Origin of the sequence: Amphibacillus jilinensis Y1 (genome assembly GCF_000306965.1) — a bacterium.
Classification (GTDB): Bacteria; Bacillota; Bacilli; order Bacillales; family Amphibacillaceae; genus Amphibacillus_C; species Amphibacillus_C jilinensis.
In genome coordinates this window covers 164,900-189,670 of sequence record NZ_JH976436.1, presented here as the reverse complement: position 1 = coordinate 189,670, position 24,771 = coordinate 164,900, and the positions used below count along the sequence as shown (strand labels likewise).

Here is a 24,771-nt window from a genome sequence, read left to right as displayed (position 1 = left end):
TTTGCTCCTCCTTTGTAGAAAACAATGTTTACTTGGCGTGATTAAATAAATGATAATGCCTTCTTATCCCTTATAACCGGAAAGGTTAATTGCACCTCTACTCCTCCTTGTTCGCGATTCGAAATCATTATAGTGGCCTTATAATTGAAATAGTTATTTAATCGTTCTCTCACATTTTTAATCCCATACCCGCCAGTCTTTACTTTTTGTTTACTTTTAGAAAATGAAGTGGCTCCAACACCGTTGTCTCGGATTGAAATAAATACTTGGTTATTTCGTTGAAAAATATTAATGCTAATTTTACCATCTATCGTTTCTTGAAAGCCGTGAATAATTGCATTTTCGACAAAGGGCTGTAAAGTTAATTTTGGTATGCAAACATCTTTAATGTGTTCGTCGAGATCAATCGTATATTGAAAGGCATGATTATACTTAATCGATTGCAGTTGTAAATATTTTTTAACATAGTTGATCTCTTCCTCAAGCGTCAAAATACTTTCACCATTTGATAACCCAGTTCTTAACATATCACCAAGTAATTCAATCATCAAACTCATATCATCATCACCACGTTCAATTGCGCGCCAATTGAGTTGATCTAATGTATTATATAAAAAATGGGGATTAATATTTGCTTGTAGTGCTTTTAACTCTGCTCGTTTGTGCTGTCGATATTTTTTAATCAATGAATGATGCAAGCGCTCATTTCTTTTAATAAGGTTTTGATAACCGTTAAAAAGCTGAGCAAATTCATTTTGATAGTCATTAGGTATATTTTGCATCGTCCGCGTAAGTTGATAGTTATTCATCAAATCTGTAAGCTGGTGGATAGGCTGTGTTAGATGTCTCGTTAAAAATCGAATGCCAAAAAAGGTCAATATAATTAATAGTGTGCTCATGATTAATAAATGTTGAGCCACTTTTTTACTAGGTGCAGTTAATTGTTGATAAGGTGTGACCCCAATTAAATTCCACTGATAGGGAACGAGTTCAGTAGATACAATTAATTGCTCCTGTTCAACCAAAAAAGGATCACTTGTTGTATGTAAAGGAACTGTTGGGTGGTAGTTTTCACCAATTCCTTGATGGTCAGTACTGGCTAATACATGTGAATGTTCATTAACTAAATAAAGGGTGGAGGCATTTGAATAGGAGCGAAGCCAACTTTCAACAATTAATGGGTCAAGGTTTAGAATAACAATTGCTTGCGTTTGTCCTCGAGAATTTTTAATTGCACGTGCATGGCTAATAACAGGCTCTTCACCCGTGATCATTGCAACTGTTTGAATACCAATCCAAGATGCAGATAGATTGTCCAATGAGTCGATCCAGTCCAATCCATTAACTTGATCGAGTTCATAATAACGAACGGGATTTTGGATATTATTTGTAGGTGCATCATTTAAATAAATTTCGATCGAATGAAGTGAGCCATTGCTATATACTGAATTCGAAAAATCAGTTGTAAGCGTATAGACTTGGTGGTACGTTCTATTTCCATTTATAACTTGATTCAAACTGCTTTGTCTCGCTAAAACAACAGAATTGTTTTCAATTGAACGTAATTTTTCATCAATGTTTTGACTAATCAGATCAAGATTTGTTTGTTGCTGTGTTGCTGTTAAATTGATTATTTCATTAACGGATACGTGATAATTGACGTAAATGATTATCATTAAAACGGAAAATAAAAACACGGATAAACTAAAAAATAAAATGTTTTTATAAGAATACTTCTTGAACAGTTTCACATAGTTGCCTCCAAAATAGTTGATTTCTTATAAAGAAATTTAGTTTTTTATATAGAAATAATTATCTTTATTATATATAATGATGTAAGGGTTTTCAATATTTTTTGATGGAGGGGCTAATCATGTTTAGAAAAGCATTTAAGATGAAAGTGTATCCGGATCAACATGAGACCTATCATCAACGCCATCAGGATCTATGGCCAGAATTGCTTCAGTTAATGAAAAATCATGGTGTGATCAAGTATGCCATTTATTTAGATCATGAAACAAGTGATTTATTTGCCTACCTTGAGGTGGAAGATGAATTAAGATGGGAGCAGCTAGCTACTGATCCAATTAATAAAAAATGGTGGGATTACATGGCACCAATCATGGAGACCAATTCAGACCGTCGTCCAAAAACAGTTGAGCTTTCTGAAATGTTTCATATTGAAAAGGAGGAGCATAATGAACGTAGGGATAAGAGCACATGATGTTGAAAACAAAGATATCTCAGATTTGGCTCAAAAGCTTAATCAAAAAGAGATTAACTCTATTCAACTTGCTTTAAAGAAATCAGTAAAAGAATGGAAGATTTCCACAGCAAGTTTAAACACAGGTTTGGCTAAGTATATTGCAAATGTTTTCCACGAGAAAAAGATTAATATTGCCGTATTAGGCTGTTATATTAACATGATTGATCCAGATTTAGAGCAACGTGAGCAAGCGTTGGGTTACTTTAAAGCCCATCTTCGTTTAGCGCATGATTTTGGTTGCAGTATCGTTGGATCAGAAACCGGAAATGTTCATTCGCAAATGGGTTATACAACCGATAATTTTACCGAAGCTGCTTTTTTAAAAGTGGTTGACAGCGTACAAATCTTAGTTGAAGAAGCTGAACGATTTGGTGTCGTCGTTGGTATTGAAGGTGGTGTTAATCATCCTATTTATACGCCGCAGTTAATGAAGCGTTTAATAGATAAAGTGAGATCTAATCACCTTCAGGTTATATTTGATCCGGTTAACTACTTAACAATTGATAATTATCAAAGACAAATGTCAATAATTGATGAGGCCTTTTCATTGTTTGGCGATCGGATCGCTATTATCCACGCAAAAGATTTTCAAATAAAAGAAGATCAGCTTCACATTGTGCCCGTTGGACACGGTCAGTTTAATTATGCTCATTTGTTTACTAAGATTAAAGCTGCTAAGCCGATGATTCCAATATTATTAGAAGAAACGAAAGAACCGTATATTAACCAAAGTATAGCAAAGTTGACACAAATTTATCACGGATAACCACCGTAAAACACCGACTCAAAATAGAGGACAAAGGTAACAATGGAGGTGGCGGTAACGGACGTTAATGTCCTGATTCAGTCAATAACGAATTAGTGGGCGAGTAAGATCGTAGACTAAAATAAAATCGCCACGTCTTTAAGAAGGATTACAGACTAAGACCACCACGTCCTTTAGTCCTCGGCCCACTGATTGAAGGTTCGTTTTATAAATCGATTTAACAGATGGAGGCGAGATCGTGGATCAATTGAGTAAAGAATTAATTATGCGTAAGATTGAAAAATTAGCTGCAAATTTATCGGAGATTAAAGATGAGACTGGTGAATTTCTATTAGATTTTGATGGTTTAATTGTCGACGATAAAAGTTGGCATGTTTGGAATTGGCCTCAAGGTGTAGGGCTATACGGTCTATATCAATATTGGAAAATGACTAGAAGTGAGACGGCGATTCGTATCCTTAAAGATTGGTTTAGTCAACGTTTGCTCGAAGGCTCTCCACCGAAAAATGTCAATACAATGTCACCTCTTTTGACGATGGCCTATTTGTATGAAGAAGAACGTGTGACCGAATACTTACCGTACCTAGAGCAATGGGCAGATTGGGTCATGTATGATATGCCGCGAACAGATGAAGATGGGCTCCAACACATGACTTATGGCCCGGAAAACAAAAATCAACTTTGGGCAGATACATTAATGATGACAGTTTTGCCGTTAGCTAAAATCGGTAAATTATTAAATCGCCTATCCTACATTGAAGAAGCGAAAAAACAATTCCTGTTGCATATTAAATACTTGGCTGACAAAAAGACGGGATTATGGTTTCATGGCTGGACCTTTGAAGGACACCATAATTTTGCTTCTGCTTTATGGGGGAGGGGGAATTGTTGGGCCACCATTGCAATTCCTGAAATCATTGAATTACTTGATTTAACAGAAGGAGAAGCACTCCATGACTATCTCGTTCATACCTTTGAACGTCAAGTGGAGGCGTTAGCACTACATCAAAATGAGTGTGGGTTATGGCATACGTTAGTTGATGATTCAACATCATATTTAGAAGCGTCTGCCTCTGCGGGTTTTTGTTATGGTATTTTAAAGGGAATTCGCAAACGCTACCTTTCAAAAAGTTATTTACCAGTGGCACAAAGGGCGATTAAAGGGATAATAAATGAAATCAATAAAGAAGGCGCATTAGAGAAAGTATCAATTGGTACAGGGATGGGAGAGGATTTAGAGTTTTATCGCCAAATTGAGCAGACAACAATGCCTTATGGCCAATCGTTAGCGATATTGTGTTTAACTGAATATTTATATGTTTATATTTAGTGTAATCTGGAATATATAAATTATGATTAATAAATGAATAGCTTGCGGTAAACGACCAAATATCATTGAGATCAAGGAATTTATCATAGAAATCACTGATTAAAGGTTTGTTGCATTTCAATTGATTTAAAGACGAAAGCCGTATCTCCAAGAGTTTGGTACAAAATAAATGTCTTAATATAATAGCCGAACAAAAAAAGTTAATATACTATTTTTGCTCGGCTAATTTATCTGTATATACCACACGTTTTATAGCAATTGAAATAGAGGAGACGCTTGCGGGAATAGCACGTGTCCGAAGATCGACTTTAGAAGCGGGTTTTGCTTCTAAAGTTAGCTGAGGCCGTGCCCCATAGCCGTCAAGCTAAGGGGGAATTATTTAAAAAAAGTATGGAATTAATAATTTTTACACAAAATTAAATTATTTTCCAATTAAGCACATGTATAGTGAAAGCTAATTTATTTTTTTAAAAAATATCGCTCTGTTAAACTTGCATTTGATTTACGATCCAGGCATTCGCTTTCCGCGGGCTCGCGCTGATCCTCCTCGTTCGCACTTTTCGCATGATCGATACACTTGTACTCGCTCCCCTCAATCTGATGCTTTTGATAGAGATAAGCCCGACATTGAAAGGCGACCATAGACGATAGAAGGATATGAATTAACGTACCGTATAAATGGCATTCAAACCGTTCTGCATTCATTGTTCGTACCATAAGATCTCCTGGTTCAATCTTATCCGCCAATTCTCGTGCCGCATATTGGTCACTATCTGTTTGGGAGTAAAGCAATGTATGCAGAAAATTCCCTTGATATAGTTCATATTCTAATTGAATTTTAGCGCCATCCGGGTGAGAAGGATCCTTTGTAGGTATACCAAAAGAAGTAGCGTCTAAGATACGTATACGAGAAAATAAATCATCGATAGATAACGGACGTGCAACAAGATTTTGCTGCTCAGCTAACTGAAGAAAAATACCCTTCAAAAAAGCAACACCTTTCTCGTTGAAACGTTGATGTAAACCTTGTTTAGAAATATCCGTTCCAGATAACCGCGTGATCGTTGCGCACAGCTTGCTCAATCCTTCAGCGCCCACTGTTTGTTGTAAAAAGGCACAGATACTTAAGAAATCCTCTGGCATTCATTTATTTTTACGTTGAACAAAACCTGTTTCACGCGCCCATTGACGTATCTCAGAAACAGATAACACCTGATGAACAGCTTGAATAAATGGCTCAATTTTCTTCGTGAAATGCATCGTAAACCCCTCCAGATAAATGTTTCTTATCCGCTAGGGTAACGTATTTTTTATCTATTTAAACCTTACTGCTTAGCTTGACGGCTATGGGCCGTGCCCGCAGAAAGCGCGTCTATTTCATATTGCAATGACTTTTTGAAAGAACCGTACGTGTTTTAGACAATCATTTTTGTTTCGTTCCAGCCTCATACTATACTTGTGTAAAATAAAAAATATTTTGTTTTTAGTTGTTTTTTCTTTTTTTGTATTGATTTATTTTGTTGGCAGGCATATACTAAAAATAAATATTGGAAGCGCTTTCTTAGTTAAGGAGATAATTAAAATGCTAAATGCTTTAGAAATACGAGAAGATTTTTACCTCAACGCAAAACCGATAAAAATTATTTCGGGTGCGATTCATTACTTTAGAGTTGATCCAGATAGCTGGTACGATCGTTTGAAGAAGATAAAAGCGATGGGCTGTAACACGGTAGAAACTTATGTAGCATGGAATGTTCATGAACCTAAGAAAGGTGAATTTCACTTTTCAGGCGCATATGACCTGATCAAATTTTTTGAACTTGCTCAGCAACTTAATTTATATATCATCCTTCGTCCATCGCCTTATATATGTGCTGAATGGGAATTTGGCGGTTTACCAGCCTGGTTGCTTAAAGATCCAAATATGAAGGTGAGAAGTTGTTATCGCCCCTTTTTAGAGCATGTTAGATCATATTATGAGACGCTTATCCCGCTTATTGCGCCGTACCAAATCAACAACGGTGGTCCGATTATTTTAATTCAAGTAGAAAATGAGTATGGCTATTACTGTAATGATAAAGAGTATTTGCTTATCTTAGCTGACATGATGGAAGAGCTTGGGATCACCGTTCCACTGGTAACATCGGATAGCACACGAGCAAGTATTTTACAAGCAGGATCGATTCCGGAAAAGGCGCTCCCGACTGTTAATTGTGGAGCGAATTTAAAGCAACGACTTGATGCATTAAAAACTATTATTTCCAACCGTCCCCTCATGTGTATGGAATTCTGGGTTGGCTGGTTTAATGTTTGGGGTGGTGAATATCAAGTTCAATCATTATCAGAGCTCAATCAAGATTTAAAAGACATGTTAGCGATCGGTCATATTAATATATATATGGCTCATGGTGGTACGAATTTTGGCTTTATGAATGGGGCTAATTATTATGAGAAAGTGGTTGATAGCTATATAACTGAAACATATGCACCTGCTACAACCTCTTATGATTATCAGGCACCAATCAATGAAGCAGGGGAATTAACTGAAAAATTTTATGTTTTTAAACAAACGATTGAAACAATCACTGGTCAAAAAAACAAACTTCCTCTTGATTATGAGCAAGTGAACGTTAAGGCTCTTGGAACATGGCCTGTTTCTGAAAAGGTTAGCTTATTTCAAGTGATTGATGTACTTTCACAACCTGTTTATCACAAACACCCGGTAACAATGGAGTCGCTTGATCAAGCTTATGGCTATGTATTATATCGCAGTGAATTAGCTGAACAAACGGGGAGGCAAACGATCAAGTTACTTGATACAAATGATCGCGCTCAAGTGTTTTTAAATAAAGAACATCAATTTACTGCCTATCAAGAGACATTCAACATGAAACAAACGTTAAATTTGTCTGATGGATCAAATGATCAGCTTGATATTTTAGTAGAGAATATGGGGCGAGCGAATTTTGGCCGATATTTAGATCAACAAAGAAAAGGAATTAATAAAGGTGTGATGTTAGATGAGTATTTTCACACCGGTTGGGAGCACTATCCGTTACCATTAACGAACTTAGATGAATTAGATTTTAACAAAGGCTACCATAAGGGTCAGCCGGCTTTCTATAAAATTATATTTAATGTTGATCAGTTATCAGATACTTATTTAACGTTACCAGGTTGGGGTAAGGGCGTTGTTTTTCTTAATCAGTTTAATTTAGGACGTTTTTGGAAACAGGGACCGCAGCGTAGTCTCTATGTTCCCGCATCAAAGCTAATAACTGGAGAAAACCAGCTTATCATTTTTGAGACAGAGGGTGAGGCTGCAGAAACGATTCAATTTATCAAGGATAACCGTCCGTAAAACAATCATCTCAAAATAGAGGAAAAAAGTAAATCTATTGAGGTGGGTGATAGCGGAGGCTATTCACTCAATGAATAATCAGTCGGTGGATAAGATCGTAGACTAAGACCGCCACGTCTGCACGACCTACATCTTGTAGCCCTCCGCCCGCTGGTAGAAGGTTCGATTTATTTCAGATTGATCATATTTAATAAGGAGGCATAGATAATGGCTAAAAAAAGAAATTTAGAAGATTTAGATCGTGGGTTAATAGCTGTTCAAACTGATAAAGGCGTCTTTTTGAGTTGGCGAATTGCCATTAATGAATATTTGACAACAACTTATCAAATTCATCGGGATGGTCAATTGATTGCAACGGTTAATCAAGAACAGAATAGTAATTATTTAGATCGAGCAGGTAAAATAGATAGTCAATATACAGTGGTAGCTATTACAGGTGATCAGTATGAGCAGTCATCACCGGCGTCTGTTTTGGAAAATCCTTTTTTTGATATCCCTTTAGATAAGCCGGCTGATGGAATAACACTATCTGGAGAACATTATACGTATTCGGCTAATGACTTATCCATAGGAGATGTAACAGGTGATGGTCGATATGAAATATTTGTGAAATGGTATCCAAGCAATGCGAAAGATAATGCTCATTCAGGCTATACCGGCCCTACCTATTTGGATTGTTACACACTAGAAGGTAAGAAATTATGGCGGATTGATTTAGGGGGCAATATTCGATCTGGTGCGCATTATACGCAGTTTCTTGTCTATGATTTTGATGGTGATGGTGTGGCGGAGCTTATTTGTAAGACGGCTGATGGAACGGTTGATGGTAAAGGCCAAGTAATTGGTGATATCAACAAAGATTATCGTAATGATCAAGGCTTTATCCTTGATGGTCCTGAATTTTTAACGCTTTTCGATGGAGAAACAGGGCAAGCCTTAGACACAGTAGATTATAAACCGGATCGTGGCGCACCTGGGAGTTGGGGGGATTTTGATGGTAACCGAATTGACCGGTATTTAGCAGGCGTTGCTTATTTAAATGGAGAAAAGGCAAGTGCCATCGTTTGTAGAGGTTATTATACACGAGCAGTTGTTGTAGCCTATGATGTTATGAATAAAAAGTTAGTCGAGCGTTGGTGCATCGACTCTGATCAAAATCAACCGGAACTAGCAGGTCAAGGCGCGCATTCATTAAGTGTAGCTGATGTTGATCAAGATGGTTTCGATGAAATCGTTTACGGATCAGCTGTTATTGATCATGATGGTTCATTATTATACTCAACAGGATTCGGGCACGGTGATGCCTTGCACGTTGGTGATTTTGATTTAGATAATCCTGGATTAGAAATATTTATGACACATGAAGAGAGTCCACACCAACATGGTTTTGAATTGCATGATGCGAAGACGGGGAAAGTGCTGTTCAGTATCCCTTCAGCGTCAGAGGATATCGGTCGAGGTGTGGCTGCTGATATTGATCCAAGGTATCCGGGGGCTCAACTGTGGGGGTATGCACCTGAGGGGCATCTGCGTGTTGAAGGAACGGAAAGTTTTTATACTTGTAAAGGTAAAGCTATTGATGGACCTGTATTACCAGCTAATTTCGTGATTTGGTGGGACGGCGATCTAGGAAGAGAAATCTTAGATCATCAATATGATTGCAATATTGAAGCGGGTGTGGGTACGATTCACAAGTGGAATTGGGAAACGCATACAGCTGATTTATTACTAAGAGCTGACGGCACTTTATCTAATAACGGTACAAAAGGTAATCCTAATTTACAGGCTGATTTATTTGGTGATTGGCGCGAAGAGGTGATATGGCGACTTGAAGATTCGAGTGCACTTCGAGTATACACAACAACTGATCTAAGTGAACACCGTCTTTACACATTAATGCACGATAGTCAATATCGAGTAGCGATTGCTTGGCAAAATGTTGCCTATAATCAACCGCCACATCCAAGTTTTTATATTGGTTTTGATCAATCACACATGACTATTCCTGTCCCTCCTGTTCACTTAATTCGAAAAAAATAAGTAAGTGGAAGGTGGTTTTATGAAAAAAAAATTAAACCATATTCGGCGTCAGTTGTTAAATACCGATTCTGTCATGGATGACTACTATAAAAAAAGTATTGTCGTCCTCTTACTTATTCTTTGTATACCCAGCTTATTAATCGGAGCGACAATTTATTTTTTTGGAGCGAGACATTTAAAAGATGAAATGATCGCTACACATGAGGAGCAAATTATTAATCAAGTTGATTATATTGATTCTCAGATGCAAAGCTTGGAGGTGAATCTAAATTATTGGTCACATGAACATCTTTTTACTGATCAGTTAGATCGAATTAATTTTCAAGATCAATATCAACATGCGCGAGAAATTACTGATTCTTTATTTTCTAAGCAAAATGGCAATAGTTTAATTGAGAGCATCAGTTTGTTTATTAATGCTGATCAACCGATTGTTTTTAACCCGCAATTCCGTTGGGTTAACGAAGACCAACTTGCAAACTATCAACATTTTCTATTAAGTCAAGACAACTTTTTTTGGGATCGTCATTTATTAAAAGGCGAGTCTGATCATCATTTGTTTCCATTAGTACTCGTTAAAAATATGCCAGCATTTAATGAAGAACGTGATCACCACAGTGCCTCTTTTATTGTTGAGTTAAATAGAGAAATGGTTATGCAAATGGTTGATGGACTTAGCCTTTCAAGTGATGGTTTCTCTTTTCTAATTGATCAAGAAACCGGCATGATGATCTCGTCAAATGAGAAAAGTGCAGCCTTTTTTGATGAGGTTGTTATTAACCAAGGAATTGAAGACGACTCTTTTACCACCACTTGGTCAGAGATTAATTATTCTGTTACTTCTGGAACGATAAATCGCGTGAATGCGGACTGGATCTATATGTCGGTCGTACCGATTTCTTTTATTACTGAACCAATCAATCAACTATCACAAACGATTATCGTGATTAGCTTAGTGGGCCTCTTTCTTTCGTTTATAATTGCTAATGTGACGTTTCGATCGATTTATCGTCCGATTGACAAACTGTTAGCGGTTATAAAAGGGAATCCTTTAAGTAAGAATGATGGCTTTGATTTGATCGAATCGAACTGGCATAAGCTCAATCAAGAAAAGGATATGTTAGAAAATCGCGTGGATGGATTAAACAATAAATTAATCAGCAATTTCTTTTTCCAACTGATCGAAGGTTTCTTAGAAGATCAGACTGAGCGGGAATTGAGTGCGCGCCTTGCGCAATATCATGTTAAGTTAACGGAGAAGCACATACGTTACCTTGATGTCGAGACCATCAATAAAAAGCAGCAACAGCTGATGATTGATTTAATTGAGCATTGTTTTAGTTGCTCTTTTTATCTGATTCCTTTTAACGATCGATTCGTGGGGATCATTTTTTTGTTCGACGACACTCATATATTAGAGCAACAATTGAATGTAATGGAAAAAAGTGTGAGGGCGAGTGGGAAACATGAGTTAACGGTCATGTTTTTAAGTCAAACTGTTCCAGATCTAAGAGGATTAATTGGTGTTGTTGAACAAATACGACAGAAGAAATATACGAAACTTGAACATGATCAAACCACATTAATTAGAATGCCTGAAACATTTGAGGCTACACAAATACAAGGGGATCTTTATCCTTTTCATATTGAGCAAAAGCTTATAGAAGCAATTGACTTAGGTGATCAAACGAAAATTAATGTCTTAATAGATCAATTTATCGCTGTGTTGTGTAAGCGAGATGAACGCGCCATTCAATATAGCTGCATTCAGCTATATAGTGCGGTGCAATTGCAAATGCTAAAGGAGGGTTTTTATCCATTTGAATTATTTGAAGGGAAAAATATTTTAAAAGCATTAATCCACAGTTATGACATTGAGTGCTTAAAGACAACGTTAATAAATCATGTGATCACACCTTACGTAAAAGCTGTAAAGGACAAAGTCATGACCAAACAAGATGTCATTATCAAGAAGGCACTTGACTATATTCATAGCAATTACATGTATGATATTTCCTTGGATCAATGTGCGAATCAATGTGGGGTTAATACGTATACGTTAAGTAAGTGGTTTAAGCAAGGGAAAGGAATTAATTTCATTGATTATTTGACATCGCATCGGATAGAAATCGCAAAGCAATTGTTAGTTGAGACTTCAATGAAAATACAAGAAATATCAAGCTCAGTTGGCTATCGCCACAGTTACTTTAATCGTATTTTCAAAAAACATACAACAATGACACCAGGTCAATTTCGTCAAAGTAATCAGGAGGTGAGTGCGATAGAGTTATTTCATCTCTAACGTTAAACAATCAATAAAACGATAATGATACTCTAGAAGGCAGAGGTGAGTGTATGAATAAATATCACTTTACTAAAGGTGATGTCCTTTATCAAAATCGATTAATGGATCAAGAAGATTTAAAAGATTTTAAGGCGGAAGGTCCGGTTAAATTAAACTTTATAAATCAGCGCTTAGTCCTTGAAAGTAGTAAGGATTCAGACCAACATGGCGATTTTGCTCATTGGGTATTATGGTGCGTGCATGATTTTCCTGATCAAATTATGATTGAATGGGAATTCGAGCCGATTCAAGAGCCTGGGTTAGCGATGTTATTTTTTGCAGCCACTGATAAAACAGGAGATGATATTTTTTCACCAGAGTTACCGGCTCGTCAGGGGCATTATCCTGAATACCATTCCGGCGCCATCAATACCTTTCATCTATCTTACTTTAGGCGTAAATGGGAGCAAGAGCGTATGTTTTGCACATGTAATCTTAGAAAAAGCGCAGGCTTTCATCTTGTGAGTCAGGGGGCAGACCCGATACCAACTGTTGCTGATGTAATAGCGTCCTATAAGTTAAGACTAGTAAAATATCAAGAAATTATTCAATTTTCAGTTAATGATTTAGTTGTTTTAGAATGGGAAGATGATGGTAACACTTATGGTCCCATTTATGAGAACGGTAAAATTGGTTTCAGGCAAATGGCACCTTTAAAAGCAGCTTATCGCCAATTTTTTGTGTCTCAGGCCATTAAAAAAACAAAATGATAAGAGGGGAGGTATTTAATTGAGTCACTATCGTTCATTAGGGAAAGTTTATCTTGGCTTCGAATTTATTTATCGACTCGTTTACTTGAACTTATTATGGACCACCTTTAGTTTGATTGGCGGCATTTTATTTGGGATTGGTCCAAGTACACTTGCTCTTTATCATGTCAATCGCAAATGGTTAAGGAAAGAATTAGGATCAGATCGGGATATTTTTAAGCATTATTTTACAGCTTATAAACGCCATTTTATAACTGGTAATCTGATTGGGCTCTCCTTGATCGTACTTTTCTTTATCTTTCTTGTTAATTATCGTTATGCAAGCGCACGAAGTGAAATTGTTTTTCAATTTATTCAGGTAGCAACTGTCGTGTTATCATTTGTAGCCGTGATTATCTTAACGTACTTGTTCCCTTTATATGTACACTATCAACTACCGCTTAAAGTATACTACTTAAAATCGTGGATAGTCGCCCTTGCTCACCCCGTCCCAACAGTATTAAATCTAGTTTGGCTTATGTTGATTGGTTATCTAACTTATCGTTTGTTTCCTTTCTCATTGCTGTTGACAATGAGCAGCTTAGCGTATGGCATCATGGGCATTAGTTATTCTTGCTTTATTCGAAATGATCAGATGGTGCTTGATAAAGACATAGAGTCATTGAGTTAGCTGATGTTGATTATCCACGTTATCAGAGCGTTCAATACGACAGAAATGGAGATGAAAAATGAAATTAAAATGGCTTGAATCGGCTCCAAAGGTAAAAGCAGGTGTTACGTTTGGTTTGCCTTGGAAAAAGGGTGAACGAAAAACAATATCAGACGTTGCCCTTGATCATTATCCGATACAGAGTTGGCCAACTGCCTATTGGCCTGATGGAAGCTTGAAATGGACGGGTCACGCTACTGTTATCAATCAAGATGCCTCTGAACACATGATACTTAGCAAGCAGCAGTCTGATAGACAACAAGATCACCAGGGGATTGTTATTAAAGATCAAAACGATCAAATCATTATTGATACAGGTGGCTTCATTTACTATCTTAATAAAAATGGATCCTCGATTATTGATAGAGTGATAGACGTAAATGGTCATATGATAGCTAATCAGGTCAAGGTAGTTGCTGTTATGCAAAGCATTCATGAAAATGGAGATTGTCGCTCATTTATCGAACAAGACCACTTGGGACAGATTAGTAGCGTTCAAGTTGAGCACGAGGGAGATATCCAAGTAACGATTAAAGTGACAGGGACTTTTGGTGAGAATGAAAAGCTTAAATTTATTATTCGACTTATTTTTTATTATCAACTTGAAAGAATAAAAATCGTGCATACATTCCTTTATAATGGGGATCCTGAACAAGATTTTGTTAAAGGAATAGGTTTACAATTGTCTACCGAGTTAGTTGGTCCAGTCTATAATCGACATGTGCGCGTAGCAACGAATTCAGGCGTTTATAATGAGCCAGCACAATTGTTGACTTCAAGGCGATACAGGCAATCTTCCTTTTATCAAAGGCAAATTCAGGGAGAAATGGTAAATATGTCAACTGTTAATGATGTACGCGTACAAGCAGAGCAACATGCAGTATGGCAGGATTTTAAATTGACACAAACGTCATATCAGTACAGTCAATATCAAAAGCGAACAGCTCAAACGAACGCATGGTTGAAAATTCCAAGCATCCACAACACAAAAGGTTTGTTATACGCCGGTGGTGAACAGGGTGGTGTGGCAATTGCTTTAAAAGACTTTAATGAAAAGTATCCAAGCCAACTTGCAGTTAAAGACTTAGCTAAGCATCAAACAAAGCTATCTGTTTGGTTTTGGTCACCTGACCAAGAACCGATGGATTTAAGACATTATTCAAACGCGACCCATGTGCAGAGTGCCTATGAAGGTTTTGATGAAAATAGGGCAACACCAGTGGGGATTGCGAATACGAGTGAGGCTTATTTAACTTTTTTTTCTGCTGTTCCATCTGACCAAGCTTTATTCAATTTAGCAGAATATAGCCAAAGTCCTTATTTATTAGTAGCAGATTCCGCTTATTATTATCAGACAGGTGCAACAGGAATGTGGCCATTGATTGATAAGACAACGAATGCGAAACGGTTTCTGGAAGATCAATTAGCCAGATTGATTCAATTTTATAAAAGTGAAATTAGCCAACGCAATTGGTATGGTTTCTGGGATTATGGTGATATTATGCATACTTATGACAAGGCAAGACATCAATGGTTTTATGATGTTGGGGGCTATGCATGGCAGAATACAGAGTTGGTACCTAATTTATGGTTATGGTATAGTTTTTTTCGAACGGGCGATGCTGATATATTCAGGATGATTGAAGCAATGACAAGACATAACAGCGAAGTGGACCGTTATCATTTTGGAGAATACAAGGGGTTAGGGTCTAGACATAATGTTAGTCATTGGGGTTGTGGTTGTAAAGAAGTGCGGATAAGTATGGCTTGCTTATATAAATATTACTATTATTTGACGGCAGATCAGCGCATGGCTGAATTGTTGGATGAGGTAAAAGATGCTGATCAAGCGTTAGCGAAATTGGATCCGATGCGAGAATTTTACCATCGAGATAATCATTTGACGCATGCGCGCATTGGTCCTGACTGGACTGCCTTTTGTTCAAACTGGTTATCTAGGTGGGAAAGAAAAAAAGAGCAACAATACCTTAAGAAAATTAATATAGGTTTAAATACTATTAAACAGACCCCCCATCGTCTATTATCTGGACCAACTTTTAAGTACGATCCAACCACATCAACGTTAATATATCAGTCAACTGGCAATGAAGGGGGCTATCATATGGTTATTGCATTTGGGGCTCCGCAAGTATGGATAGAACTCGCTGATTTACTTGAAGACGATGTTTTTAAAGATATGATTGCTGAATTTGGCATGGTTTATACGATGACAGAACAAGAAAAACAGGCGTTCTCTAATGGTATGTTATCCAATCAGCATTTTCATTGGCCAATGTTTGCAAGTGGGCTGATTGGTTATGCAGCGCATCGCAAACAAGACAGTGATCTCTCGCGACAAGCCTGGACATTATTGTTGGATCAGGAACGGAGTGGCATTTCGCTACCAGTTAAAGAAACCACTTTCACAGGTTGGCAGGCGGTTAATGAAATAGATTGGATCACGACTAACCTTGTTTCGCAATGGAGCCTTAATGTGATGATCTGTTTACAATATATTGCTGAGGATTTACAAATCAATTTTGATTCAACAGTAATAAATAAATAGTGATGGTCCAATCACTATGGAAGAAATACTAAAGCCAAACAAGGACGCGCTATCACTTAGTTAGCTTAACTATTCAATAAATCGCGAGTAGCAAAACGTAAATATTTCCTGGGAAATGTCTAAATGACTTAAAAGACTAAACGAAAATGGAGTGATTGATTTATGATCACTTCATTTTTATCGTTTAGGGCAGGGTTTCTGTTTGCCGGTGTAAAGTGTTCACAATGAGATAATCTCTGAAAAGATAAGTCATCGTCGCTATCAAGACTTATCGGGTTATCTTTATTTCGATAGATAACCTAGATGCAAGCTGTTTCTGGCCCAAACATGCGCTGTTAATTATGAAAAGCACAAATGCAAAAAATTATCATTGCAGGAAACTTGTAAGCGTTTTAATATATGTTTTGTGAAATGGTTGTATAGTAATCGTTTCAACTAACTGTTAAAAAAAGGAGTGGTTGATTCATGGGTTCATTTGGAAAAAGGGAATTATTGGTCATTTCAGTTTTGTTAATGTTAATGATCGTGATTGGCTGTAGTAATGATCCAGCCTCTGGTGAAGACAAACCTGATGGTAACAATGACACTGATAATGTCGTATATTTTGATGAGATTAAGATTATGGCTCCTACTTTTGAAACGACAGCACCACCAGCAGACAATGAATGGGAACAAGCAACTGAGGAGTTAACTGGGAAAAAGGTTAATATGAATTGGGTTCCTAATGTCTCATATGAAGACCGGATGAATGTCACTTTAGCATCTAATGATATTCCAGAAGTGATGGTCATTACTGGAAAAACACCTGGTTTTTTAAATTCAGCAGAAGCTGGAGCGTTTTGGGAATTAACAGATTATTTAGATGACTATCAATATCTTGGTCAATACAACGAAGATATCTTAAGAAATGCTTCCGTTAATGGTCGCGTGTATGGTATTTATCGAGAAAGAGATGTGATGCGTTCGACTGCGATTATTCGAAAAGATTGGCTTGAACACCTAGGGCTAGACGTGCCTGAATCGGTTGACGAGCTTTATGATGTACTTCATGCATTTACCTTTGATGATCCTAATAATACTGGTGCTGACGATACACATGGTCTTATTATTCCAACTTGGTATGGTAGTCTCGACACATTATCAATCTGGTTTGGTGCACCTAATGTTTGGGGTGTTGAAGATGGAACGTTTGTACCTGCATTTGAGACGGAGGCATATCGGGAAGCTTTGGATTGGACAAAGCACATTGTTGATCAAGGCCTGGTCAATCCAGATTTCACAACCTTAAGTCCTGATGATTGGAATAATGCCATGTTTAATGGTGCTGGAGGCGTTATTATCGATACGTATTCTCGAGCAATGCAAGTTAATAATTTGTTCGTTGATGAAGCTGGAAGTGATGATTCTGATCAATATTATGTCGAAATAACAGGAACGTTGCGCGCTCCTAATGGTGAAGAATATGGTCATCCTACCGATGGTTATGCAGGATTTTTAGCGATTCCAAAGACTAGTGTTCAAACAGAAGAAGAATTACATGAAATCTTATCTTTCCTTGATGTACTTTGTTCACCTGAAGGAATTAATCTACTTAATCATGGTATTGAGGGCGTTAACTATCAATTGGATGATGAAGGTTACCTTGTTCCCCTTGAGACAGAAGAGGCACAAGCATTAAACCCTTATACAATGGAGCAAATTTCAATGTTTGGTGATGGGATGCATCGAATGAAAGCAGAGGGGGAATTGCCACAAAAAAGGTATCAGCTAATGGAAGATAACGGAAACTATGCGGTGTTTAATGAGGCAGCACCATTAGTTTCTGAAGTGTATTCGACAAGGGGTACACAATTGGATGACATTATTGAGGATGCAAGGGTTCAATATATTGCAGGTCAAATCGACGAAAGTGGTTGGGAAGCTGCTGTTGAACTATGGTACAGTAGTGGCGGTCAAGAACTTGTCGATGAATTAACACAATTATATGATGAGATGAATTGAGCCACTTTCACAACGCATTCAAATAAGGGTGGCACCATTTGTCACCCTGATTAAAGAAAGAAGGTAATGGGAATGAAAGCGTTATTATTGCAAAAGGCGAATAAACAGCTCCCCAGAAAAACATTTGTGGAAATAGTTAAACAAATGTGGCTTAGGGATAAATGGTTATATGTATTACTTATTCCGGGCGTTTTATATTTTTTAGTCTTTCGATATGCACCAATGTATGGGATTATTATTGCTTTTAAAAATTATGTCCCTTATTTAGGGATAACTGAAAGTAGTTGGGTAGGCCTCGATCATTTTACAGCATTCTTTAGTAGCCCTGATTTCTTACGATTGTTAGGGAATACGTTATGGATTTCGTTTCTTAGTATTGCAATCGCATTTCCTGCTCCGATTTTCTTAGCTATTTTATTAAATGAAGTGCGTTTTGCATTGTATAAGAAATTTGTGCAGACCTGTATTTATATTCCGCATTTTTTATCATGGACGATTGTGGTTGGTTTAACTCATCTACTCTTTTCGATCAATGGTGGAGTGATCGTTGAAATGGTCGAGACCATTTTTGGTATAAGAATAAATTTTTTAGCCGAGCCAGAATGGTTTAGACCGATGATAATCTTACAAGGGATATGGAAAGGAACAGGTTGGGGAACAATTATTTTTTTAGCTGCTTTAGCTAATGTATCATCAGAACAGTATGAAGCAGCGATTGTCGATGGAGCGGGTCGTTTTCGTCGCATCTGGCATATTACGTTACCAGCTATTCGAGGAACGGTTGTTATTATGCTCATTCTAACGATGGGAAATGTCCTTAGTACGGGCTTTGATCAAATCTTCTTGATGACGAATTCATTAAATCGGTCAGTTGCAGATGTGTTTGATACGTATGTTTATAATGTTGGGATTACTAGGGGTTCCTATTCATACAGTACAGCAGTCGGTCTATTTAAATCAATTGTTGGCATTATTCTTATTTTAACGACGGATTTTATTGCTAAAAAGGTAGATAAAGAGAGTGGTCTATTTTAGCCAACGACAAAAAATAGTGGTGTTATCAAAATAATTACGAATAAGGAGTTATCAAAGATAATGTCCGTCTGTAAAACGCCTATTTCAAAATAGCACGTAAGCAGATCTATTTAGGGGAGAGGTCCTGATTCACTCAGCTATCAATCAGTGGAAGAAGCACGAAAAACCCCACTGATTGAAGGTTCGTTTTGATATGCTCGCTTACCTATTGAATGGGAATCAAGCTGACACACTTTGTTTTCTTTAAGAAAGGAGTTATTCATAATGAGTGATATGCATAAACTACACAATACCAAGCCTGGTCGGGTATTTGATCTGATTAATGTTATCTTTTTAGCGGTGGCAGCAATTGTAACGTTATTACCATTTATCTATGTTGTTGCTGGTTCTTTCGCGACTGAATCTGAACTTGCCCGACGAGCTTTTTTTATCATTCCCGAGACGTTTACTTTAGAAGCCTATCGGTATATATTCACTTCGGAGGCTTTTATTCGAAGTATTGTCATCACAATTGGTGTAACAGCAGTAGGGACAGCTGTACAACTTTTTTTTACGTTTACTATGGCTTACCCATTAGCAAAAAGAGCATTACGTGGAAGAAAGTTGTTAATCAATATTGTTATTTTTGCCATGCTTTTTAGTGGAGGAATGATTCCTACTTTTTTAGTTGTTCAAGGTTTAGGATTAATAGATACATATTGGGCTTTGATTTTGCCGAATGCGATTAATCCTTTTAATTTGATTATAATCAAAAATTTCTTTCAAAATTTTTCTGTGGAATTAGAGGAATCCGCAAAAATTGATGGCGCATCTGAAATCGGTATCTTTTGGCGGATTGTTTTGCCTTTGTCTAAACCGATTATAGCGACATTTGCACTGTTTTATGCCGTGGCGATTTGGAATGATTTTATGAGTCCGTTACTGTATTTAAACGATAGTTCAAAATGGACATTACAATTATTGTTAAGGCAAGTGACGATATCATCAGACCCTAATGCGTTAGGCAATTTGGATCCCGATTATGTACCACCGGCAGAAGGGATGAAATTAGCAATCATTGTGATTGCCACATTGCCGATTATGATGGTGTATCCATTTTTACAAAAACATTTTGCCAAAGGCTTATTGATTGGATCCGTAAAAGGTTAGAATAAATCTGCTTTTAGTTGTTCATTTTAACAACTGAATAGCAGCATTTGATAGTCTAAATATTTACTTAGGGCATATTTCAATAAAATATGCTTTTTTCTATGAAAAAATAACATTGTTTATAGGTGTTCTACGTCCAGTTTTTGATCAAGACAAGTTCGGGTTTTAAACTGAAAAAGCAATTACTTTTCGATAGTTTTTTAACTTTTTTTATCTACTAACACATGCATTTGTTCTTTATAATCAACTATGTAAGCGATTACTTTAAAGGGGTGATTAAAATGAAGAAATATTTATGGTATGTGTTGCTGTTGGTCTTATTTTTATTAGTTGCTTGTAATGGTGCTGAGCAAGATGACACCACCAATGCAGAAGGAGATCGAGATCAAGAGGATAATAGTGAAACGACGATACGTGTCGCTTGGTGGGGAAATCAAGAGCGCCATGATATGACGTTAGAAGCGATTGAATTATTTGAATCAACTTATCCTGATATTAGTGTTCAGCCTGAGTACACCGGATGGGACGGCTACTGGGAAAGGTTAAACACCCAAGCGGCTGGTAGTAATCTGCCTGATGTAATTGCGATGGATAATTCATATTTAAATGAGTATAACAGCAATGATTTATTGGTTGATTTGGCACCGCTTATTGATGAGGGCACGATTAATCTAGACGACGTTGATGATGTCTATCAAGAAATTAACCATGACGGCGACCGTGTCTTAGCTGTCGCATCAGGGGCAAATGCGTTAGCACTTGTCTATAATGTTGAGATGTTAGAAGAACACGGTTTTGACCTTGAACCTGGCTTTTCCTATGATGATCTGTTTGAAATGAATTTAACGATTAAAGATGCGTTAGAAACTGAAGGTCAAGAATATTTCGGCTATGATTTTGCTAATGCAGAATATGAACTATTAAATAATTATGTTCGACAACATGGGATGTCATTTTATAATACAGAAGGTAATGGACTAGGTTTTGAAGAAGCTGTTTTGGTTGATTATTTCGAATGGGTTCAAGAAATGGTCGTTGATGGTGCTGCACCATCACACGATATTATGATGTCTTATATCGAAGGGGGGAACTCCATGGTTCAAGAGGGTTCTTCAGCTATGCAAACAGCAGCAAGTAATCAAATTATAGGGATCTCACAGGGTACAGAATATGAATTAGATTTAGCGGTATTACCAGCGTGGGATGGCGTGCATGCCAATTATATTCGACCAAGTATGTCTTTCTCGATAACTGCGCATTCGGCGCAACAAGAAGCAGCGGCTAAATTTATCGATTTTATGACAAACGATTTGGAAGCAAATGAGGTGCTGCAAGCTGAGCGAGGGGTGCCGATTTCTTCAGCAGTTCGTGAACATTTAAGTGATAAAGTGTCTGAACCCGTTCAAAAGACATTTGATTATCTTGAAGTTGTAGCTGATTATACGACAGATGCTGACCCACTTTCACCACCGGGGGAAACAGAAGTGCGTGGTGCTTTTAGTCGGATTGTTGAATCGTTAAAGTATGATCAATTAACCCCAGAAGAAGCAGCTAACCAATTTGTTCAACAAGCAGAAAATGTATTGAATTAATTCATAAATAAAAGGGTGACTGATAGCCTGGTCACCCTTCTAATTGAAGTGATGAAAACATTAGCTCGTGTAGCTACTAACGATGAGGTGGTGGAATAATGACAAAAACAAAAAAAATACCAGCAAGTTTAACTTTAGCATCGAATCGTGATAAATCAGATCATTTGGCTGGTTTTCTAAGTATCTCGCCATGGTTAATAGGTTTTATTCTCTTAATTCTTGGCCCTATGCTAGCTTCTTTGTACTTGTCTTTTACAGATTATAATTTATTATCTTCCCCTAGTTGGGTAGGATTGGCTAATTATCGAAACTTATTTAGTGATGCTAGATTTTTAAAATCATTAGAAGTTACTTTTACTTTTGTGTTTGTATCGGTACCACTTAAGCTTATTTTTGCTTTAGCGCTAGCAATGCTTTTCAATACAGGGAGAAAAGGAAGTTCGTTTTTCTCAGCGGTATATTACATTCCGTCTATTATTGGAGGCAGTGTAGCTATTGCGGTCGTTTGGAAGCAACTGTTTGGGCGCCAGGGAGCCGTTACTCAAATATTATCGTTATTGAATATTACTGATGCCAATTTAATTGGGAATCCAGACACCGCTTTATCCGTGCTTATTTTACTTGTCATTTGGCAATTTGGCTCACCGATGATTATATTTTTGGCGGGATTACGCCAAATTCCTACTGAGCTTTATGAGGCAGCTAGTGTTGATGGAGCGAGTAAATGGAGACAATTCTTTAATATTACATTACCCATGTTAACACCTGTTATCTTTTTTAATCTAGTTATGCAAACGATTCAAGGGTTTATGACATTTACTCAGGCTTATTTAATTACCGGAGGTGGCCCATTAGATGAAACACTTTTTTATGCGGTATATTTATATGAAACTGCTTTTGAATATTTAAGAATGGGTTATGCTTCGGCAATGGCTTGGGTCCTTTTAATTATTATTGCGGTGATTACTCTTGTTTTCTTTTTGACGTCTAAGTATTGGGTGTTTTATCAATCGGAAGGAGGACGTTAATGATGAACAGAAACAAGCGCCTTCTTAGCGATATAATCTTTTACGTATTTGTTATAGCTATCGGAATTGTGATGATTTATCCAATTTTATGGATGATTGCTAGCTCTCTAAAGCCAGCAACAGAAATCTTCAATAATGCAGTGTCATTGTGGCCAAGTGAATTTATCTGGGATAACTATCCAAGTGGTTGGGCTGGCTTTGGTGGAATTGGCTTTGCCACCTATTTCAGAAATTCAGTCATTATCACTTCAATTGTGGTGATTGGAACCTTATTAACAGGAAGTATAGTGGCATATGGGTTTGCTCGATTAGAATTTAAAATGAAAAATATATTGTTTGCTTGTTTAATGGCTACGATTATGCTACCGATACAAATCACCCTAATTCCCCAATATATTATCTTTAATGAGGTGGGTTGGGTAAACACGTTTTATCCTCTGCTCTTACCAGGATTAATGGGAGGACAACCGTTTTTTATTTTCTTGCTTATTCAATTTATTAGGGGTATTCCTCGTGAACTAGATGAAGCGGCGATTGTTGATGGTTGTTCAAAGCTAGGTATTTATTGGCGCATTATTCTTCCCTTGTTAAAACCAGCTCTCGTTACTGTCGCTTTATTTTGTTTTATGTGGACATGGGACGACTTTTTAGCGCCATTAATTTACTTGAATGATGCTAGCCTTCACACAGTTACTATCGCATTAAGAAATTTTATGGATACACAAGGAAGTACGTCTTGGGGGCCGCTCTTGGCCATGTCGTCATTATCCCTCTTACCTCAATTGCTGATCTTTGCTTTCTTTCAAAAGCATCTCGTACAAGGGATTGCGACAACCGGCTTAAAATAATATTAAAGGTTTGCTCCCCATTGAAAAGTGACTTCTGTTAGAATCAAGAAAATTAAAAAGCACGCTAACTTGAGTGGATTTCTAGTGAGTTTTACTGTGATACAGTTCGTTTGATACACGGCTAAAATTCCAGTAGTTATTTGTGGCTTTAATACTAAGGATCAAAATTAACCAACAGTGAAATGGACGGTTGTCACAGATAACCGTCCGTAAAACGCCTGCTTCAAAATAGAGAGCGAAGGTCATCTGTTTAGGCGGGAGATAACAGAATCTCATGTTTTGATTTACTTAACTACCAATCAAGTCGGCGAACAATGACAACACCGACTGATTGAAGGTTTGTTTTATTTAATGGGGAGGGATGTTTATAATGAAAGAAATCGGTATTCGCTCGAGTTTTCAATATATATTTGAATGGGTGATGTTATTAGCATGGCTTAATCTGCTTTGGGTCGTGTTTACCTTAAGTGGTTTAGTCATATTTGGCTGGGCACCAGCTACTACCTCATTGTTTAATGTATGGCGAACAGTTTATCGAGATAACAACTTGCAACAACCTATATTTCGCATCTTTTATCATGAATACAAAAAAAGTTTTTTAAAAGCGAATGGATTAGGTTTATTATTAATGGTTATTGTCACTATGGTCAGCTTTGGCATAATGACATTACCTTATTTGAATGTGTTTTCTTTATATGTATTGTTAGTCCTCTATATAATAGTGATAAGTTTATTTTTAATGATGATGGTTTTTATTTTCCCAGCTTTTACACATTATCAAACAAGTTTTATTAACTATTTTAAATATGCGTTATTAATAAGCATATCTTACTTTCACTATACTTTGTTAATCGGGCTGACGATGTTATTAACTTACATTTTATTTAAGGCATTTCCGGGTTTAATTTTATTTTTTTCAGTTAGCATTCCAAGTGCTCTGGTGATGGCTATTGCCTTAAAAGTCTTTAAAAAGATAGAAAATCAAGCTGGTTTAGTCTCGATTGAATCATAGAAAGGAAGATCGTT

Annotated in this window: 18 protein-coding genes; 16 read left to right on the top strand and 2 right to left on the bottom strand. The window is 37.0% G+C overall.

What is annotated here, in order from left to right; genetic code table 11:
• Window positions 1-41: 41 nt before the first annotated feature.
• Window positions 42-1,751, bottom strand: coding sequence for a sensor histidine kinase (locus tag B494_RS0111140; protein WP_017472482.1), 1,710 nt, complete (start codon window positions 1,749-1,751; stop codon window positions 42-44).
• A 122-nt stretch (window positions 1,752-1,873) separates the two neighbouring features.
• On the opposite strand from B494_RS0111140, the gene rhaM reads away from it, so the two are divergent.
• The 3 genes from rhaM (at window position 1,874) to bglB (ending at window position 4,362) form a co-directional block, all read left to right on the top strand.
• A complete protein-coding gene (gene rhaM, locus B494_RS0111135; protein ID WP_017472481.1) occupies window positions 1,874-2,224 on the top strand; it encodes an L-rhamnose mutarotase in 351 nt (116 codons plus the stop codon).
• A complete protein-coding gene (locus B494_RS0111130; protein ID WP_017472480.1) occupies window positions 2,199-3,032 on the top strand; it encodes a sugar phosphate isomerase/epimerase family protein in 834 nt (277 codons plus the stop codon). The genes rhaM and B494_RS0111130 overlap by 26 nt, the downstream gene beginning before the upstream one ends.
• A gap of 238 nt (window positions 3,033-3,270) precedes the next feature.
• Window positions 3,271-4,362, top strand: a complete 1,092-nt coding sequence (gene bglB / locus B494_RS0111125; protein WP_017472479.1) for a beta-galactosidase BglB — start codon at window positions 3,271-3,273, stop codon at window positions 4,360-4,362.
• Between the two features lie 459 nt (window positions 4,363-4,821).
• On the opposite strand, the gene B494_RS0111120 is transcribed toward bglB, so the two are convergent.
• The gene (locus tag B494_RS0111120) at window positions 4,822-5,445 is read right to left on the bottom strand and encodes a hypothetical protein (protein ID WP_144032223.1); all 624 of its coding nucleotides are present in this window, start codon (window positions 5,443-5,445) and stop codon (window positions 4,822-4,824) included.
• A 499-nt stretch (window positions 5,446-5,944) separates the two neighbouring features.
• Here B494_RS0111120 and B494_RS0111110 point away from each other — a divergent pair, with 499 nt between their 5' ends.
• The 13 genes from B494_RS0111110 (at window position 5,945) to B494_RS0111050 (ending at window position 24,757) form a co-directional block, all read left to right on the top strand.
• Complete coding sequence (locus tag B494_RS0111110; RefSeq protein ID WP_017472476.1) at window positions 5,945-7,723, top strand: glycoside hydrolase family 35 protein; 1,779 nt, start codon at window positions 5,945-5,947, stop codon at window positions 7,721-7,723.
• Between the two features lie 207 nt (window positions 7,724-7,930).
• A complete protein-coding gene (locus B494_RS0111105; RefSeq protein ID WP_017472475.1) occupies window positions 7,931-9,763 on the top strand; it encodes a rhamnogalacturonan lyase in 1,833 nt (610 codons plus the stop codon).
• A 19-nt stretch (window positions 9,764-9,782) separates the two neighbouring features.
• Window positions 9,783-12,065: a helix-turn-helix domain-containing protein gene (locus tag B494_RS0111100; RefSeq protein ID WP_017472474.1), complete on the top strand. Its 2,283-nt coding sequence runs from the start codon at window positions 9,783-9,785 to the stop codon at window positions 12,063-12,065.
• 53 nt (window positions 12,066-12,118) lie between these two features.
• Window positions 12,119-12,817, top strand: coding sequence for a DUF1961 family protein (locus B494_RS0111095; protein ID WP_017472473.1), 699 nt, complete (start codon window positions 12,119-12,121; stop codon window positions 12,815-12,817).
• A gap of 19 nt (window positions 12,818-12,836) precedes the next feature.
• Window positions 12,837-13,487, top strand: coding sequence for a YesL family protein (locus B494_RS0111090; protein ID WP_017472472.1), 651 nt, complete (start codon window positions 12,837-12,839; stop codon window positions 13,485-13,487).
• A gap of 58 nt (window positions 13,488-13,545) precedes the next feature.
• Window positions 13,546-16,092 carry an exo-rhamnogalacturonan lyase family protein gene (locus B494_RS0111085; RefSeq protein ID WP_017472471.1) on the top strand — a complete coding sequence of 849 codons (2,547 nt, stop codon included), beginning with the start codon at window positions 13,546-13,548 and terminating at the stop codon, window positions 16,090-16,092.
• Window positions 16,093-16,557: 465 nt separating this feature from the next.
• Window positions 16,558-18,093 carry an extracellular solute-binding protein gene (locus B494_RS0111080; protein WP_017472470.1) on the top strand — a complete coding sequence of 512 codons (1,536 nt, stop codon included), beginning with the start codon at window positions 16,558-16,560 and terminating at the stop codon, window positions 18,091-18,093.
• A 66-nt stretch (window positions 18,094-18,159) separates the two neighbouring features.
• Complete coding sequence (locus tag B494_RS0111075) at window positions 18,160-19,128, top strand: ABC transporter permease (RefSeq protein ID WP_026065229.1); 969 nt, start codon at window positions 18,160-18,162, stop codon at window positions 19,126-19,128.
• 264 nt (window positions 19,129-19,392) lie between these two features.
• Window positions 19,393-20,277, top strand: a complete 885-nt coding sequence (locus tag B494_RS0111070; RefSeq protein WP_017472468.1) for a carbohydrate ABC transporter permease — start codon at window positions 19,393-19,395, stop codon at window positions 20,275-20,277.
• 281 nt (window positions 20,278-20,558) lie between these two features.
• Window positions 20,559-21,869, top strand: a complete 1,311-nt coding sequence (locus B494_RS0111065; RefSeq protein ID WP_017472467.1) for an extracellular solute-binding protein — start codon at window positions 20,559-20,561, stop codon at window positions 21,867-21,869.
• 98 nt (window positions 21,870-21,967) lie between these two features.
• Window positions 21,968-22,897, top strand: coding sequence for a carbohydrate ABC transporter permease (locus B494_RS0111060; protein WP_017472466.1), 930 nt, complete (start codon window positions 21,968-21,970; stop codon window positions 22,895-22,897).
• On the top strand, window positions 22,897-23,745 hold the full coding sequence (locus tag B494_RS0111055; RefSeq protein ID WP_017472465.1) for a carbohydrate ABC transporter permease: 849 nt from the start codon (window positions 22,897-22,899) through the stop codon (window positions 23,743-23,745). Before B494_RS0111060 ends, B494_RS0111055 begins: the two co-directional genes overlap by 1 nt.
• 370 nt (window positions 23,746-24,115) lie before the next feature.
• Window positions 24,116-24,757 carry a YesL family protein gene (locus tag B494_RS0111050; protein ID WP_017472464.1) on the top strand — a complete coding sequence of 214 codons (642 nt, stop codon included), beginning with the start codon at window positions 24,116-24,118 and terminating at the stop codon, window positions 24,755-24,757.
• The last annotated feature ends 14 nt before the right edge of the window (window positions 24,758-24,771 follow it).

What these genes read in the sequence shown, in the direction of transcription:
- B494_RS0111100 (WP_017472474.1), top strand. Translation starts at nt 9,783, where the DNA reads ATGAAAAAAAAATTAAACCATATTCGGCGTCAGTTGTTAAATACCGAT.
- B494_RS0111065 (WP_017472467.1), top strand. Translation starts at nt 20,559, where the DNA reads ATGAAGAAATATTTATGGTATGTGTTGCTGTTGGTCTTATTTTTATTA.
- B494_RS0111050 (WP_017472464.1), top strand. Translation starts at nt 24,116, where the DNA reads ATGAAAGAAATCGGTATTCGCTCGAGTTTTCAATATATATTTGAATGG.
- B494_RS0111105 (WP_017472475.1), top strand. Translation starts at nt 7,931, where the DNA reads ATGGCTAAAAAAAGAAATTTAGAAGATTTAGATCGTGGGTTAATAGCT.
- B494_RS0111085 (WP_017472471.1), top strand. Translation starts at nt 13,546, where the DNA reads ATGAAATTAAAATGGCTTGAATCGGCTCCAAAGGTAAAAGCAGGTGTT.
- B494_RS0111095 (WP_017472473.1), top strand. Translation starts at nt 12,119, where the DNA reads ATGAATAAATATCACTTTACTAAAGGTGATGTCCTTTATCAAAATCGA.
- B494_RS0111080 (WP_017472470.1), top strand. Translation starts at nt 16,558, where the DNA reads ATGGGTTCATTTGGAAAAAGGGAATTATTGGTCATTTCAGTTTTGTTA.
- B494_RS0111070 (WP_017472468.1), top strand. Translation starts at nt 19,393, where the DNA reads ATGAGTGATATGCATAAACTACACAATACCAAGCCTGGTCGGGTATTT.
- B494_RS0111060 (WP_017472466.1), top strand. Translation starts at nt 21,968, where the DNA reads ATGACAAAAACAAAAAAAATACCAGCAAGTTTAACTTTAGCATCGAAT.
- rhaM (WP_017472481.1), top strand. Translation starts at nt 1,874, where the DNA reads ATGTTTAGAAAAGCATTTAAGATGAAAGTGTATCCGGATCAACATGAG.
- B494_RS0111130 (WP_017472480.1), top strand. Translation starts at nt 2,199, where the DNA reads ATGAACGTAGGGATAAGAGCACATGATGTTGAAAACAAAGATATCTCA.
- B494_RS0111110 (WP_017472476.1), top strand. Translation starts at nt 5,945, where the DNA reads ATGCTAAATGCTTTAGAAATACGAGAAGATTTTTACCTCAACGCAAAA.
- B494_RS0111055 (WP_017472465.1), top strand. Translation starts at nt 22,897, where the DNA reads ATGATGAACAGAAACAAGCGCCTTCTTAGCGATATAATCTTTTACGTA.
- B494_RS0111075 (WP_026065229.1), top strand. Translation starts at nt 18,160, where the DNA reads ATGGGAATGAAAGCGTTATTATTGCAAAAGGCGAATAAACAGCTCCCC.